The organism is Streptomyces sp. NPDC001493, assembly GCF_053597235.1.
Window position 1 is genome coordinate 15,733 of the sequence record NZ_JBSFHV010000030.1, and the last position, 14,981, is coordinate 30,713.

The window sequence follows — 14,981 nt, forward strand, 5'->3', positions numbered from 1 at the left end:
ACAGCCAGGCCGTGTCCGACACGGCCCAGTACGTGCCTTCGAGCTGCCGGGCGCCTACGCCACCCGGCCGGACGCCAGCAGCGCGCGGTGCGGCAGCACCAGCAGCTTCTCGTCCTCGCCGCCCGGGAGGGCGAACTCCGCGCTGAGCGTCTCGTAGTGGCGCTTGATCTCCGCCACCGTGGCGGGCGTCTGGGCGGTGACGATGCGGCCGATCGTCGCCACTCCGGCCGCGGCCGCGCTCCACCACTCCTCGACGGTGGCCCGGTGGTCCCAGGCGAGCGATGTACAGGAGACATCCGTCAGCCCGGCCCCCGCCAGCAGGGCGGCGAGCCCGTCGGGGGTCTGCTCGAACGCCTCCTCCGGGGCGAGCGGGGGCACCTCCGGCGGGCGGAGGGCGCCGGCGGCGGCGACCGCCCGGCCCAGCAGCCGCTGGCCGGCCCCGGCCTCGGCCCCCCAGATGGTGACGGCTATCCGGCCGCCGGGGCGGGTCACCCGGCGCAGTTCGGCGAGCGCCTTGCGGGGGCGCCCGACGTGGTTGAGGACGAAGTTGGCGGCCACCGCGTCGAACTCGCCGTCCTCGAAGGGCAGCTCGGGCAGGAGCGCGACGCGCACGTCGGCCGCCGGGGCCGCCTCGGTGGCGCTCTTCACCATGTCCGGTTCCGCGTCCACGGCGGTGACGACCGCGCCCCGCGCGCACGCCGCGACGGCGACCGCCCCGGTACCGGTCCCCACGTCCAGCACGCGGGCGCCCCCGCTCACGCCCGCCGCGTCCAGCAGGTCGGGCACGGTGCGGGCGCAGAGCCGGGCGAAGGACGCGGCGTAGGCGTCGGCCAGGCCCGCCCACTTCAGGCGCTCGGCCTCGTCGAACGGTGTACTGGTGCTGGTCATGCGGTCCCCTCCCACAATGGTCCGCGGTCGCCCGCGGCCCTCCGGAAACCCCATTGTCGTAGCCGGGCCATAAGGTGACCGCATGGTTGCCCGTACGAAGTCCACGAAGGACCGTCCGTCCTACCGCTGCACGGAGTGCGGGTGGACGACCGCCAAGTGGCTCGGCCGCTGCCCGGAGTGCCAGGCCTGGGGCACCGTCGAGGAGTTCGGCGGCGCGCCCGCCGTGCGCACCACCGCGGCCGGCCGGGTCTCCACCGCCGCGCTGCCCATCGGCCAGGTGGACAGCCGGCAGGCGACGGCCCGCTCGACCGGTGTCGGCGAGCTGGACCGGGTGCTGGGCGGCGGGATCGTCCCGGGTGCCGTGGTGCTGCTGGCCGGGGAGCCGGGGGTCGGCAAGTCGACCCTGCTGCTCGACGTGGCCGCGAAGGCCGCGAGCGAGGAGCACCGCACCCTCTACGTCACGGCGGAGGAGTCCGCGAGCCAGGTCCGGATGCGCGCCGACCGGATCAGGGCGATCAACGACCACCTCTACCTCGCGGCGGAGACCGACCTCTCGGCCGTGCTCGGCCACCTCGACGCGGTGAAGCCCTCCCTGCTGGTGCTGGACTCGGTGCAGACGGTCGCGTCGCCGGAGATCGACGGGGCGCCGGGCGGCATGGCGCAGGTCCGCGAGGTCGCCGGGGCGCTCATCCGCGCGTCCAAGGACCGGGGCATGGCGACCCTGCTGGTGGGCCACGTCACCAAGGACGGCGCCATCGCCGGGCCCCGGCTGCTGGAGCACCTGGTCGACGTGGTGCTCTCGTTCGAGGGCGACCGGCACGCGCGGCTGCGGCTGGTCCGGGGCGTCAAGAACCGTTACGGCGCGACCGACGAGGTCGGCTGCTTCGAGCTGCACGACGAGGGGATCACCGGTCTCGCCGATCCGTCGGGCCTCTTCCTGACGCGGCGCGACGAGCCGGTGCCCGGCACCTGCCTGACCGTCACCCTGGAGGGCAAGCGGCCGCTGGTCGCCGAGGTGCAGGCGCTCACGGTCGACTCGCAGATCCCGTCGCCCCGCCGCACCACCTCGGGCCTGGAGACCTCGCGGGTCTCGATGATGCTGGCGGTGCTGGAGCAGCGGGGCCGGATCAGCGCGCTGGGCAAGCGGGACATCTACAGCGCGACGGTGGGCGGGGTGAAGCTCACCGAGCCCGCCGCGGACCTGGCGATCGCGCTGGCGCTGGCGAGCGCGGCGAGCGACACCCCTCTCCCGAAGAACCTGGTCGCCATCGGTGAGGTGGGTCTCGCCGGAGAGGTGCGGAGGGTCACCGGCGTGCAGCGCCGGCTGGCCGAGGCGCACCGCCTCGGGTTCACGCACGCGCTGGTCCCGGGCGATCCGGGCAAGGTCCCGGCCGGTATGAAGGTCACAGAAGTCGCCGACATGGGTGATGCTCTCAGGGTGCTGCCGCGCCGGTCTCGTTCGGAGGCACCACAGGAGGACGGCGCGCGCCGGTAGACTTTGCCCTGGTCTCGCCCGCTCGCACGCGCGGCACGAGGGACGCAAGGGCACCGCAAACCTGTGACCGGAGGAGTGCAGTGGCAGCCAACGACCGGGCATCATCGCCCGGAAAGTCCGGCCAAGGCACCGGTAACGAAGCGCTGATGCGCGCTTCGCTGAGCGCGGTCGCGCCCGGAACGGCCCTGCGTGACGGGCTGGAGCGCATCCTGCGGGGGAACACCGGCGGGCTGATCGTCCTCGGCATGGACAAGACCGTCGAGTCGATGTGCACCGGCGGTTTCGTGATGAACGTCGAGTTCGCCGCGACCCGTCTGCGCGAGCTGTGCAAGCTCGACGGCGCGCTCATCCTCGACAAGGACATCACCAAGATCCTGCGGGCGGGCGTCCAGCTCGTCCCGGACGCCTCGATCCCCACCGAGGAGACCGGAACCCGTCACCGCACGGCCGACCGCGTCTCCAAGTCGTGCGGTTTCCCGGTCGTCTCGGTCTCCCAGTCGATGCGCCTGATCGCCCTGTACGTCGACGGCGAGCGGCGGGTGCTGGAGGAGTCCTCCGCGATCCTGTCCCGCGCCAACCAGGCCCTCGCCACGCTGGAGCGGTACAAGCTGCGCCTCGACGAGGTCGCCGGAACGCTCTCCGCGCTGGAGATCGAGGACCTGGTGACGGTCCGGGACGTGACGGCCGTCGCGCAGCGGCTGGAGATGGTCCGCCGGATCGCCACGGAGATCGCGGAGTACGTGGTCGAGCTCGGCACCGACGGACGCCTGCTGGCGCTCCAGCTGGACGAGCTGATCGCGGGCGTGGAGCCGGAGCGGGAGCTCGTCGTACGCGACTACGTCCCCGAGCCGACGGCGAAGCGTTCCCGCACGGTCGCCGAGGCGCTGACCGAGCTGGACGCGCTGAGCCACCCCGAGCTCCTCGAACTCGCCGTGGTGGCCCGGTCGCTGGGGTACAGCGGTTCGCCCGAGACGCTGGACTCGGCCGTCTCGCCGCGCGGTTTCCGGCTGCTGGCGAAGGTGCCGCGGCTGCCCGGCGCGATCATGGAGCGGCTTGTGGAGCACTTCGGCGGACTGCAGAAGCTGCTCGCGGCAAGCGTGGACGACCTCCAGACCGTGGACGGTGTCGGCGAGGCGCGGGCGCGCAGCGTCCGCGAGGGCCTCTCCCGGCTCGCCGAGTCCTCGATCCTGGAACGGTACGTCTGACGCACGCGGTCGGCCCCGCGGGGCGGCCCCGCGCCCACTCATGACAGAAGCCCCTCCCGGTGGCACGTGCCTCGCGAGGGGCTTTCTTCATGAGCGGGCGGGGCCGAGCGGGCTCCGCGAGCGGGCGGATGCGCTCGGGTCGCTCAGTCCTTGGCGAGGACGAAGGACGCGCGCTGGAGCGGCTCGCCCGGAGCCTTGGCCTCCAGGAGGTACGTCCCCGGGGCGGCCTTCCCGGTCGCCGGGGTCGCACAGTGCGGGGCGCTCCTCGTGCGGTTCCAGTCGATCGTGCGGATCACCGTCTGCCCCGCCGGGACCTTGAAGAAGAGGCTGCCGGACGCGGTCGGGCAGTCCTTCGAGGACCAGACCTGGTCGTCGTCGTCCCCGCTCGCGTCGGTGACGGTGAGCACCACGGCCTTCGGGCCGAGGTCGGCCTTGCAGTCGCCGGTGGACGTGTTCTTCGCGATCAGCTCGAACTTCGGGGTTTCCTCGGGGTCGTACGTCACCTTGGTGCGCACGCTCAACTGCACAGCGGCGGGACGGCAGTCCGGGAGCGCGGAGCTCGCGGGGACCTGGACGCCCGCCGTGCCACCGGCCGGGGCGGCGGAGCCGCCTGCCGTGTCCGAGGAGGCTCCCGCGCCGGCCGAGGGGCTCGTGCCGGGATCGCCGCCGTCGCCGTTCGAGCCGTCGGACGAGCCGTCGGACGAACCGTCGGAACCGTCACCGGCGCCGCCCGACTCGTGGCGTCCGCCGGGCTGTTGGCTGATCGCCGGCCCGGATTCGGAGGGGCCGGGGGTGATCGACTGCGCGGGCTCGGAGCTGCCGGGCTTGGCGTCGGGCGGGCTCTTCCTGCTCGCGCCGGGCAGGAAGACCCAGGCGAGGAGCGCGGCGAGGAGCGCAACCAGAATCGCCGCTACCACCCTCCGTCGCCAGTAGATGCTGGAGGGAAGCGGGCCGACCGGTTTGCGCAGAGATCCCACGTCGCAAACTGTACGAGAGATCGTGGCCAACTCCCGCCCCACCCGCCGCTCCGATCGTCAACTTTTACGGATCATCATTCCGCGAGGGCCTGTTGAGGGGCCGCTGAGGGCCTGCCGCGCCGTACACGCACCGGACAACCGCCAGGAGACCGGCACATAGGGGACAGAACGGGTGGCGTTGTTCGCCCAGAGGCTCTCGCCGGGGGGCGACACCCCCGTGCCCGTGACCGTCGCCGGACCTTCCGTGCCAGGATCGTAGGTGCGATGACTGCCACGACTTCGACACACACGCCCCCCGCTTCCCTCCTCCACACCCCCGTCATCGGGTGGTTCGAGCAGCACGCCCGCGATCTGCCCTGGCGCCGCCCCGAGGCGGGCGCCTGGGGTGTGATGGTGAGCGAGTTCATGCTCCAGCAGACCCCGGTGAACCGGGTCGTCCCGGTGTACGAACAGTGGATGGCCCGCTGGCCGCGCCCGGCCGACCTGGCCGCCGAGGCGCCGGGCGAGGCGGTCCGCGCCTGGGGCCGGCTCGGCTACCCGCGCCGCGCGCTGCGCCTGCACGGCGCGGCGCAGGCCATAACGGAACGCCACGGCGGCGACGTACCGAGTGAGCACGCCCAGCTTCTGGCGCTGCCGGGGATCGGCGAGTACACGGCGGCGGCGGTCGCCTCGTTCGCGTACGGGCAGCGGCACGCGGTGCTCGACACGAACGTCCGCCGGGTGTTCGCGCGGGCGTCCACCGGCATCCAGTACCCGCCGAACGCGACCACAGCCGCCGAGCGCAAGCTCGCCCGCGCGCTGCTCCCCGAGGAGGACGAGCGGGCGGCGGCCTGGGCGGCGGCGACGATGGAGCTCGGCGCGCTGGTCTGCACGGCGAAGAACGAGGACTGCTCGCGCTGCCCGATCGCCTCGCAGTGTGCCTGGCTGCTCGCCGGGAAGCCCGCGCACCAGGGCCCGGCCCGCCGGGGCCAGGCGTACGCCGGTACGGACCGGCAGGTGCGCGGACGGCTCCTCGCGGTACTGCGCGACTCCGTCGCCCCGGTCTCGCAGGCCGCCCTGGACGCGGTGTGGGACGAGCCGGTCCAGCGGGCCCGGGCCCTGGACGGCCTGGTGGCCGACGGGCTGGTGGAGCCCCTCGCGAACGGCCTCTACCGGCTGCCGCTGACCTGATCCGGCCCCTCCGGGACCCGTATCGCTCCGGGCACGGCGAAGCCCCCGGGACTGAACTTCTCGTTCAGTCCCGGGGGCTTCGTGGATCAGCCGTGCTCAGCGCTGGGCGCGATCCCGCTCGGTCAGACCGAGACGTTGACGGTCCGCAGGAAGTTGACCGGGTTGATCGCCGAGCCGTAGTTGGCCGTGGTCCGGACCTCGAAGTGCAGGTGCGGGCCGCTGGAGTTACCGGTGTTGCCGGAGAGACCGATCTCCTGGCCGGTCTTCACGGTCTGGCCGATACGGACGTCGATCTTCGACAGGTGCGCGTACTGCGTGTACTTGCCGTTGGCGTGCTTGATCACGATCGCGTTGCCGTACGCCGGGCCGTCGCCGCCACCGTTCGGGCCGGCCTTGACGACCGTACCGGTGTGGGCCGCGTGGACCGGGGTACCGATCGGCACCGCGAAGTCCTGGCCGGAGTGCTTGTGCGCCCAGCGGTCGCCACCGGTGCCGTAGGTGGCACTCAGGGTGTAGTGCTTCACCGGGACCTGCCACGAGGCGGCGTTCTTCTTCGCTGCGGCCTGCTTGGCGGCCGCGGCCTTCTTGGCCGTGTCGGCCTGCTCCGCGGCGGACTTCTTGGCGTCCACAGCGGCCTTGCTCTGGGCGGACGCCTGCTTGGCGACCGCGTCGGCGGTGGTGGCACTGGTGAGGGCGACGGTGCCCGTGGTGCCGGAGGCGAACGCCGCGCCAGCACCCAGGACCATCGACGCTCCCAGACCGGCGGCCAGGACAGCGCCGCGGACACGAGAGGTGGACGGGCGGGTGGGGGTCGTAACGCGCTTCGACATACGAGTAGGTCCTCCGAAGATGGGGGGCTCCCCGGTCGTTCTGTCCGGGGGGCGAAACCCGAGCGTTTGTCCGGGCTTGCTCCACCTTGGTAACCCGCCCTGGAGCGATGCTCAAGTACCCCATCTACGAGGAAAAGCCGTAGACCGGACACCGGGAATCGGGGGCGGGACGTCCCGCCGGAGAAGCCGCGCGAGCCCCGGGAACCCGCCGACACGAGCCGCTAAACCCCAGGTGAAAACGGTCGAACCTGGACACGGCCCCAGAAACGCGGCAGATCATTCCCACTTTCGAAGGTCCCGGCCACCTCCGGGACCAAAGACCTTCCGGCGATCCCGAGCGCCACTACGAACCCCCCTAGTAGGCTCGAAATGGCCTGTGCGCCTTGTCACCGCCGGTGGGACCAAGGGATGTCCGCTTTGGGACCTTCGGCACGCCACGTCATCTCGCCGCCGGGCAGGCGGTATCGGGGGCTGCCATGAGTACCGACGAGACCCACCCCGTGGACCGGATCGAACTGGCCGACGCCGTCGAATCGATCCGCGACCAGCTCATCGAGGCCGCGGCCCGCGCCAACGGCCGCCCCGTCGTCTTCGGCGTGGGCGACATCCAGATGGAGTTCACCGTGGAGCTCCGCAAGGAGGCCAAGGCGGGCGGCAAGGTCAAGGCCTGGGTGCTGGAGGCAGGCGCCGACGCCTCCCGTACCACCGCCACCACGCACAAGGTCGCCTTCACCCTGCGCCCCCGCAAGGCCGACGGCTCCGGCCCGCTGGAGATCGGCAACGACACCCCGGGCGGCAGCACCGCCCACTTCGGACGGGGACGCGACGGCGCATGAGCGGGGTGCTTCCTCCGGTGCCCCGCATGCGGCACGTACGTCGTCCACGCCCCGCACGCCCCACGGACCGCACCGTCGTCGTCCAGTCCGCCCGCCAGGGCAGCGGGGTGCTGCTCACGGACCGGCTGGTGCTGACCTGCGCGCACGTGCTGGGGGGCGAGGCGAGCGCGTCGGTCGCACACCCGGACCTGCCGGAACCCGTGACCTGCCGCGTCCTCTGGGTGGACGCCAAGCAGGACGCGGCGCTCCTGCTGGCCGACGGTCCGCTGCCGCCCGTCCCGCCGGTGCGCCTCGGTGTACTCGCCTCCGCCCAGGCCCTCCCCGGCTGCGAGATCACCGGCTTCCCCGAGATCCAGCGGTACGGCTCCGAGCGCCATCTGGAGGCCGACCAGTACACCGCCACCGTGGTGCCCCTGGCGGGCCTCCTCCGCAACCTCCTGGCCTGCGATCTGGACAGCCCGCCCCCGGTCGCGGACGAGGACGGCGAGGCCCTGCTGAGCGGCCTCTCCGGCGGCCCGGTCTTCGCCGGGGCGGTCCTCCTCGGCCTCGCCCGCCAGATACCTCCCCGCCGCGACGGACGACGGGTGGAGTGCGTCTCGCTGCGCCCCGTGCTGGAGTCGGCCGGCTTCCGCCAGGCGTACGAGCAGACCACCGGGTCACAGCCCCGTACGGAACAGGTGCACGGCACCTACCCGGCCGACATCCGCTACGAGGAGGAGTACGCGGACGCCCTCGGCGCCGCCTACCGCCGCACCAGGATCTTCGGGCTGGACGAGCTGGGGCGCCGCGAGGACAACTGGGACCTGGACACCGCGTATCTGAGCCTGGAGGCGGAGACGGGCGGGCGGTGGATAAGCAGAGACGTCCGTCTCCCCGTGGCCCGGGCCACTCCCCAGCGCATCGACGACCTCCTGACCCACCGCCCCCGGGTTCTGCTCCGCGGCGACGCGGGAGCCGGGAAGACCACGCTGCTGTGGTGGCTGGCCGCCCACGCTGCAGCCGGGACCCTGCCACCCCGTCTGGCGGCTCTCAACGGTCTCGTCCCGTTCATGGTCCCCCTGCGTACCCTCCGGGCCCGCAGCGAGGAACTGCCCGCCCCCTCGGGCCTCCCCGGGGCCGCCCGGCTGGCCGTGGACGCCGCGCCGGACGGCTGGGCGGGGCGTGTGCTGGAGTCGGGCCGTGGCCTTCTCCTGGTGGACGGGCTGGACGAGGTGCCGTCCGGGGAGCGCGAGGAGGCGTACACCTGGCTCGCCCGCCTTCTCACCCGTTACCCGGAGACCCGCTGCGTGGCCACTGTCCGCCCGCTCGCCGTCGAACCTGACTGGCTGGCCGCCGAGGGCTTCGAGGAACTCCGGCTGCTGCACTTGCGCGACGAGGACATCCAGACGTTCGTGGCGGCCTGGCACGAGGCCGCACGGCTGGACGACGACGACCACCATCGCCTGCGCGAACTGGAACAGGATCTGGCCCGGCAGTTCCGCACCAACCGCACGCTGAGCGACCTCGCCCGCACTCCCCTGCTCTGCGCGGTGATCTGCGCGCTGCACCGGAGGCAGGAGGGCTTCCTGCCGACCACCCGCTGGAAGCTCTACCGGTCCGCGCTCGGCATGCTCCTGGGCAACCGGGACCAGCGGCGGGGCATCGGAGGGCCTGAGGGCATCACCATGGAGGTGGAGGACCAGATGCTGCTCCTCCAGCGGATCGCGATCTGGCTGGTGCGCGAGGGGCAGACGGAGTTCTCCCGCGGTCAGGCCCTGCACCAGCTGGACCGGGCGCTGGCGGGCATGGAACGGGTGCGGCGGCAGGGAACGACGGACGCGGTCCTCACCCACCTGCTCAACCGCAGCGGCCTTCTCCAGGAACGGGCGGACGACAGCTACCAATTCGCCCACCGCACCTTCCAGGACTACCTGGCGGCAGCCGAATTCGTCGAGTCGGACCAGATCAACGAACTGCTGCGGGCCGCCCACAACGAGTCGTGGGCGGACGTGATCGCGCTGGCGTCCGGACACTGCGGACGCAGCCAGCTCTCCGCACTGGTGAACGGACTGCTGGACCAGGCGGAGTCGTACGACGAGGACACGCTCGGCGCCTACGGCGTGGCGGCGGTGCGCGTGCTGGCCGCCCTCTCCGCCCAGCAGGCGACGTGGCTGGACGACGGGACGCGGAAGCGGGTGCGCGCGGCGCTCACCGAACTCTTCCCGCCGACCTCGCTGGAGATGGCGGACCTGCTCGGGTCCCTCGGCGCGGATGCCCTGGCCCACCTGCCGGATCCGTCGTCTCTCCCGACCGATCCCGGCGACAGGCGGTTCACCGTATGGCTGCTCGGGGCGGTCGGCGGGCGGGAGGCCCTCGCGTACGCCCGCGCGTGGGTCGCGGTTTCACCCGAGTCGGCCCTCGAACTGTCCTCCGAGTGGCCGAACTTCCCCACGGAGGAGTTCGCGAGGGACGTCCTGGGCAAGGGGCATCTGGACGGTGCCCACCTGTCCGTCGGTAATCGTGCGGAGCTGCTGGCTCTGCCCTACCTGGGCAGTGCCGGACTGGCCTTGGACCTCACGCTCGACGGACCGTTCGGAGAGGCGGACCTGCGTGAGGGGCTGCGGTACATCCGACCCGAATCACTGACCCACTGGCGCAACCCGCTGCTCACCGACCTTTCGGTACTCCGCGACAGCGGACAGATTCGGCGACTCACCCTCGACGGATGCACCGGCGTGGGCGACCTCTCGCCGCTCAAGGAGTGGACCGCCCTCCGGCGACTGAACCTCCGTATCGACCACCTGCCGCCGGAGCGGCTCCGCGTTCTCCGCGACGCACCGTGGCTGCAGCACCTGGAAGTGAACATGCTGTCGGCAACCGACCGCCTGAGCGAGATTCCGCCCCTCCCGAACCTCCGAGAGCTGGCCCTGCGCGCGTCCGGCGCCGTGGAGCTGGACAACCTGGGCGAGTGGACCTCACTCCAGTCGCTGCGCCTGAGGAAGGTCTCCTCGCCGGGTTCGCTGGTGACCGCTCTCCGGGCGGCCCCGCGCATCACTGCGGTCACCCTCACGCACGCTCTCGGCAGCCCCTGGCCCCGCGACGAGGAGCCGCTGTCCCAACTGTCCGCGCTCTCCCTCGTGGCCGACCAGGGCCCCGCGGCCGAGCTGCGTCCGCTCCGTGACCTGTTCCCCGGGCTGCGGCGCCTGACCCTGCACGGTCGATCGGGGACGACGATCGACCTGCGCCCGCTGCGCGAGTGGCCGGCACTCCACATCGAGGTGCTCCTGGGCGGTGGTGGCGCGCTGGTCGGGGCCGAGCACCTGGAGGGCACCCGCCTGACCGTGACCCGCCCCTGACCGCGCGGGTCCCACGCCTCCGGACCCGACCCGCCCTGCACACAAGAAACTGCCCCGGACCGATACCGGTCCGGGGCAGTTTCTTCACTCACGCACGCCTGGAACTACGACGCGTCCTTCGTCATGTTCGGGCCGGCGCCACCGGCGGCCGACTCGACCGGCGGGACGTCGGGCAGGGCCGACTTCTCCTCGCCGCGGAAGGTGAACTTCTTCTCGTCGCCTTCGCCCTCCGTGCCGACGACCACGATGTGGCCGGGGCGCAGCTCGCCGAAGAGGATCTTCTCGGAGAGGATGTCCTCGATCTCGCGCTGGATCGTCCGGCGCAGCGGCCGGGCGCCCATCACGGGGTCGTAGCCCTTCTTCGCGAGCAGGTTCTTCGCGTCCGTGCTGAGCTCGATGCCCATGTCACGGTCCTTGAGACGCTCATCCACCTTGGCGACCATGAGGTCGACGATCTGGATGATGTCTTCCTGGCTGAGCTGGTGGAAGACGACGGTGTCGTCGACACGGTTCAGGAACTCGGGCCGGAAGTGCTGCTTGAGCTCTTCGTTGACCTTGACCTTCATCCGGTCGTAGTTCGTCTTGACGTCGCCCTGGGCGGCGAAGCCCAGGTTGAAGCCCTTCGAGATGTCCCGGGTCCCGAGGTTGGTCGTCATGATGATGACCGTGTTCTTGAAGTCCACGACCCGGCCCTGGGAGTCGGTCAGGCGACCGTCTTCCAGAATCTGGAGCAGGGAATTGAAGATATCGGGGTGGGCCTTCTCGACCTCGTCGAAGAGGACGACGGAGAACGGCTTGCGGCGCACCTTCTCGGTGAGCTGGCCGCCCTCTTCGTAGCCCACGTAGCCGGGGGGCGAACCGAAGAGGCGGGAAACCGTGTGCTTCTCGCTGAACTCCGACATGTCGAGGGAGATCAGCGCGTCCTCGTCGCCGAAGAGGAATTCGGCGAGCGTCTTGGAGAGCTCGGTCTTACCGACACCGGACGGGCCGGCGAAGATGAACGAGCCACCGGGGCGCTTCGGGTCCTTCAGGCCGGCCCGCGTACGGCGGATCGCCTGGGAAAGGGCCTTGATGGCGTCCTTCTGGCCGATGACGCGCTTGTGGAGCTCGTCCTCCATGCGCAGCAGACGGGAGGACTCCTCCTCCGTCAGCTTGAAGACCGGAATGCCGGTGGCGGTCGCCAGGACCTCGGCGATGAGCTCGCCGTCGACCTCGGCGACGACGTCCATGTCGCCGGCCTTCCATTCCTTCTCGCGCTTGGTCTTCGCCGCCAGCAGCTGCTTCTCCTTGTCGCGGAGGGAAGCTGCCTTCTCGAAGTCCTGGGAGTCGATCGCCGACTCCTTGTCGCGGCGGACGCCCGCGATCTTCTCGTCGAACTCGCGGAGGTCCGGCGGCGCGGTCATCCGGCGGATGCGCATCCGGGAGCCGGCCTCGTCGATCAGGTCGATCGCCTTGTCCGGGAGGAAGCGGTCCGAGATGTACCGGTCGGCCAGTGTGGCGGCCTGGACCAGCGCCTCGTCCGTGATGGAGACGCGGTGGTGGGCCTCGTAGCGGTCGCGCAGGCCCTTGAGGATCTCGATGGTGTGCGGCAGCGACGGCTCCGCGACCTGGATGGGCTGGAAGCGGCGCTCGAGAGCGGCGTCCTTCTCCAGGTGCTTGCGGTACTCGTCGAGCGTGGTCGCACCGATGGTCTGGAGCTCACCACGGGCCAGCATCGGCTTCAGGATGCTCGCGGCGTCGATCGCGCCCTCGGCGGCACCCGCACCCACGAGGGTGTGGAGCTCGTCGATGAACAGGATGATGTCGCCGCGGGTGCGGATCTCCTTGAGGACCTTCTTCAGGCGCTCCTCGAAGTCACCGCGGTACCGGGAGCCGGCGACCAGGGCGCCGAGGTCCAGGGTGTAGAGGTGCTTGTCCTTGAGGGTCTCGGGCACCTCGCCCTTGACGATCGCCTGGGCCAGGCCCTCGACGACGGCCGTCTTGCCGACGCCGGGCTCGCCGATGAGGACCGGGTTGTTCTTGGTCCGGCGGGACAGCACCTGCATGACCCGCTCGATCTCCTTCTCGCGCCCGATGACCGGGTCGAGCTTGGATTCACGGGCGGCCTGGGTGAGGTTGCGGCCGAACTGGTCCAGCACCAGGGAGGTGGAGGGGGTGCCCTCGGCGGGACCGCCGGCGGTGGCGGCCTCCTTGCTGGTGGAGTAACCGGAGAGCAGCTGGATGACCTGCTGCCGCACCCGGTTGAGGTCGGCACCCAGCTTCACCAGGACCTGCGCGGCGACGCCTTCGCCCTCGCGGATCAGGCCGAGCAGGATGTGCTCCGTGCCGATGTAGTTGTGGCCGAGCTGGAGGGCCTCGCGGAGCGACAGCTCCAGGACCTTCTTGGCTCGGGGCGTGAAGGGGATGTGGCCGGACGGGGCCTGCTGGCCCTGGCCGATGATCTCCTCCACCTGCTGGCGGACCGCCTCGAGCGAAATCCCGAGGCTCTCCAGGGCCTTAGCGGCGACACCCTCACCCTCGTGGATAAGGCCCAGGAGAATGTGTTCGGTGCCGATGTAGTTGTGGTTGAGCATCCGGGCTTCTTCCTGAGCCAGGACGACAACCCGCCGCGCGCGGTCGGTGAACCTCTCGAACATCGTTAATCGCTCCTCAGAGCGGTCAGGCAGTTAGGGGTCGGTCCCCTCCCTGTCCTTCCGCAGCTTAGTCCCGCAAGCGGGGACCGCTCATTCCAACTGCCGACCGGATCACCCCCGCAGCAGCGAGGAAACCTTGCCGATCAGCCGACACCTGCTCCAACCCGATGGTGCGAGACGATGTTCCCGCAGGCCAGGCAGATACCCCTGTCACCACTACGCCGGTGGCGAACGTGAGACGCCCCGGTTCTCGTGCCGCCCCTTCCCACCAGTCATGTCTTACCCGCAATTACAGACAGTCCATGCGGCGCGCGCCCGTTCCCTCCGCTACGGGCGAACAACCGCGTGGCGCCGGACGCTCCCTCGCACGCCCTTGACGGGAACCCTTCGTGGCGCTCCGTACACGGCGCGTGACATCCGTCGCGTCCCACGGCCCGGGCGGGAGAACTCCGCACGGCGGCGGGAGTCCTCCGCGTAACCCGGAAGGCGGTCCGGCGGTTCATCGCACATGAGCCCCATCGTCCCGTCCCCTCGCGCCCCGCAGCGGGCCGACACGTCGGCACTGGTCCCGTCGGGTCGCGGGACGGACCCGGACGCGGGAACGCGCCGGGAGGCAGGCCGCGCCGAGAACACGGAGACCACCGAGACCGCTGAGACCACTGAGCGCACGGAGATCGCGGCCTCGGCCATGGAGCGGTGGTACGAGGAGGGGCTCGGCTGGGCGACCGACCGGGACCGCCCGCTGAAGCTGCTGACCGGGGGCCGGTTCGACGTACTGGAACTGCCCGCCGCCGCCGGTCGCGCGGTGCTGCGCCGGTTCGGGCGCACCGGCCCCGTGGCGGTGGCGCGGGGGCGGATGCTGCTGCTCGTGGCGGCCGGGAGCGCGGAGGAACTGCCCGCACTGCTCGACTGGCTGGAGTGGGGCGGCATCGCACTCGATCTCGTGGGCATCGGAGCCGGTGGCGGGATCACCGCACCGGCACCGCACAGGGCGCCGTGGCCCTGTCCGCCGGGGGCCGCGTTCTGGCTGCGGCCCCCCGAGCCGCCGCGGGGCGCGGACCTTTTTCTTCCGGCCCTCGCGGGTTTCGGGAGCAGCGGTGGGGATGCTCCCGATCTCGTACGGCTGGTGGATATGGCGGCGACGGAATGCCACCGGGTCCGTTTGAGGCGTTCCCGGGTACGTCCGCCGGCCGACAGGCCTTCGAGTCAGCCGTTGGCCTGCTCGTAGGCCTCACGGATTTCGGCGGGAACGCGACCGCGGTCGTTCACGTTGTGACCGTTCTCGCGGGCCCACTTCCGGATCTCGGCAGTGTCCTTGTTGCCGCCCGTGCCGGCACCGAGCGCACGGCCCTTGCGGCCCGTGGCGGCACGGCCGCCGGTGCGGCGTCCGCTCTTGGTGTACGGCTCGAGAAGGCCACGGAGCTTGTCCGCGTTGGCCGTGGTGAGGTCGATCTCGTAGGTCTTGCCGTCCAGCGCGAACGTGACGGTCTCGTTCGCCTCGCCGCCGTCGAGGTCGTCAACAAGAAGGACCTGAACCTTCTGCGCCACGAGATATCCTTTCATCGAAAATGGAGTACGCGGAAAGGAAACCGCTTTTCCCGGGAAAACACAA

General features: G+C 71.3%; 11 protein-coding genes. 6 read left to right on the plus strand and 5 right to left on the minus strand.

Going from position 1 to position 14,981, the window contains the following annotated elements; all coding sequences use genetic code 11:
* Positions 1-54: 54 nt before the first annotated feature.
* The gene (locus ACWCWD_RS31500) at positions 55-888 is read right to left on the minus strand and encodes a class I SAM-dependent methyltransferase (protein WP_450778117.1); all 834 of its coding nucleotides are present in this window, start codon (positions 886-888) and stop codon (positions 55-57) included.
* A gap of 82 nt (positions 889-970) precedes the next feature.
* Here ACWCWD_RS31500 and radA point away from each other — a divergent pair, with 82 nt between their 5' ends.
* Together radA and disA are read left to right on the plus strand one after the other, a co-directional pair.
* A complete protein-coding gene (gene radA / locus ACWCWD_RS31505) occupies positions 971-2,383 on the plus strand; it encodes a DNA repair protein RadA (RefSeq protein WP_450778118.1) in 1,413 nt (470 codons plus the stop codon).
* Positions 2,384-2,463: 80 nt separating this feature from the next.
* Positions 2,464-3,588 carry a DNA integrity scanning diadenylate cyclase DisA gene (gene disA / locus ACWCWD_RS31510; protein ID WP_266707415.1) on the plus strand — a complete coding sequence of 375 codons (1,125 nt, stop codon included), beginning with the start codon at positions 2,464-2,466 and terminating at the stop codon, positions 3,586-3,588.
* Between the two features lie 143 nt (positions 3,589-3,731).
* Here disA and ACWCWD_RS31515 read toward each other — a convergent pair whose 3' ends face one another.
* Positions 3,732-4,565 carry a hypothetical protein gene (locus tag ACWCWD_RS31515; protein WP_450778121.1) on the minus strand — a complete coding sequence of 278 codons (834 nt, stop codon included), beginning with the start codon at positions 4,563-4,565 and terminating at the stop codon, positions 3,732-3,734.
* A 264-nt stretch (positions 4,566-4,829) separates the two neighbouring features.
* Here ACWCWD_RS31515 and ACWCWD_RS31520 point away from each other — a divergent pair, with 264 nt between their 5' ends.
* Positions 4,830-5,735 carry an A/G-specific adenine glycosylase gene (locus ACWCWD_RS31520; RefSeq protein ID WP_450778123.1) on the plus strand — a complete coding sequence of 302 codons (906 nt, stop codon included), beginning with the start codon at positions 4,830-4,832 and terminating at the stop codon, positions 5,733-5,735.
* 122 nt (positions 5,736-5,857) lie between these two features.
* Here the strand turns inward: ACWCWD_RS31520 and ACWCWD_RS31525 are convergent, their stop codons facing one another.
* Positions 5,858-6,565 carry a M23 family metallopeptidase gene (locus ACWCWD_RS31525; protein ID WP_386890337.1) on the minus strand — a complete coding sequence of 236 codons (708 nt, stop codon included), beginning with the start codon at positions 6,563-6,565 and terminating at the stop codon, positions 5,858-5,860.
* 476 nt (positions 6,566-7,041) lie between these two features.
* Between ACWCWD_RS31525 and ACWCWD_RS31530 the strand changes: the two genes are divergently transcribed.
* Positions 7,042-7,401 carry a trypco2 family protein gene (locus ACWCWD_RS31530; RefSeq protein ID WP_450778125.1) on the plus strand — a complete coding sequence of 120 codons (360 nt, stop codon included), beginning with the start codon at positions 7,042-7,044 and terminating at the stop codon, positions 7,399-7,401.
* Between the two features lie 26 nt (positions 7,402-7,427).
* Positions 7,428-10,736 carry an NACHT domain-containing protein gene (locus ACWCWD_RS31535; protein ID WP_450778127.1) on the plus strand — a complete coding sequence of 1,103 codons (3,309 nt, stop codon included), beginning with the start codon at positions 7,428-7,430 and terminating at the stop codon, positions 10,734-10,736.
* Positions 10,737-10,840: 104 nt separating this feature from the next.
* Here the strand turns inward: ACWCWD_RS31535 and ACWCWD_RS31540 are convergent, their stop codons facing one another.
* Positions 10,841-13,372, minus strand: a complete 2,532-nt coding sequence (locus ACWCWD_RS31540; RefSeq protein WP_390958465.1) for an ATP-dependent Clp protease ATP-binding subunit — start codon at positions 13,370-13,372, stop codon at positions 10,841-10,843.
* 685 nt (positions 13,373-14,057) lie between these two features.
* Here ACWCWD_RS31540 and ACWCWD_RS31545 point away from each other — a divergent pair.
* Complete coding sequence (locus ACWCWD_RS31545; protein WP_450778226.1) at positions 14,058-14,597, plus strand: SCO3374 family protein; 540 nt, start codon at positions 14,058-14,060, stop codon at positions 14,595-14,597.
* Here the strand turns inward: ACWCWD_RS31545 and ACWCWD_RS31550 are convergent.
* Positions 14,576-14,917 carry a histone-like nucleoid-structuring protein Lsr2 gene (locus ACWCWD_RS31550; RefSeq protein WP_450778129.1) on the minus strand — a complete coding sequence of 114 codons (342 nt, stop codon included), beginning with the start codon at positions 14,915-14,917 and terminating at the stop codon, positions 14,576-14,578. The two genes, ACWCWD_RS31545 and ACWCWD_RS31550, sit on opposite strands and share 22 nt — an antisense overlap.
* Positions 14,918-14,981 lie beyond the last annotated feature (64 nt).

Excerpts from the sequence above, each read along its gene's own strand:
- ACWCWD_RS31520 (WP_450778123.1), top strand. The coding sequence starts at position 4,830 with ATGACTGCCACGACTTCGACACACACGCCCCCCGCTTCCCTCCTCCAC.
- ACWCWD_RS31530 (WP_450778125.1), top strand. The coding sequence starts at position 7,042 with ATGAGTACCGACGAGACCCACCCCGTGGACCGGATCGAACTGGCCGAC.
- ACWCWD_RS31500 (WP_450778117.1), bottom strand. The coding sequence starts at position 888 with ATGACCAGCACCAGTACACCGTTCGACGAGGCCGAGCGCCTGAAGTGG.
- ACWCWD_RS31545 (WP_450778226.1), top strand. The coding sequence starts at position 14,058 with ATGGAGCGGTGGTACGAGGAGGGGCTCGGCTGGGCGACCGACCGGGAC.
- ACWCWD_RS31525 (WP_386890337.1), bottom strand. The coding sequence starts at position 6,565 with ATGTCGAAGCGCGTTACGACCCCCACCCGCCCGTCCACCTCTCGTGTC.
- ACWCWD_RS31535 (WP_450778127.1), top strand. The coding sequence starts at position 7,428 with ATGCGGCACGTACGTCGTCCACGCCCCGCACGCCCCACGGACCGCACC.
- ACWCWD_RS31540 (WP_390958465.1), bottom strand. The coding sequence starts at position 13,372 with ATGTTCGAGAGGTTCACCGACCGCGCGCGGCGGGTTGTCGTCCTGGCT.
- radA (WP_450778118.1), top strand. The coding sequence starts at position 971 with ATGGTTGCCCGTACGAAGTCCACGAAGGACCGTCCGTCCTACCGCTGC.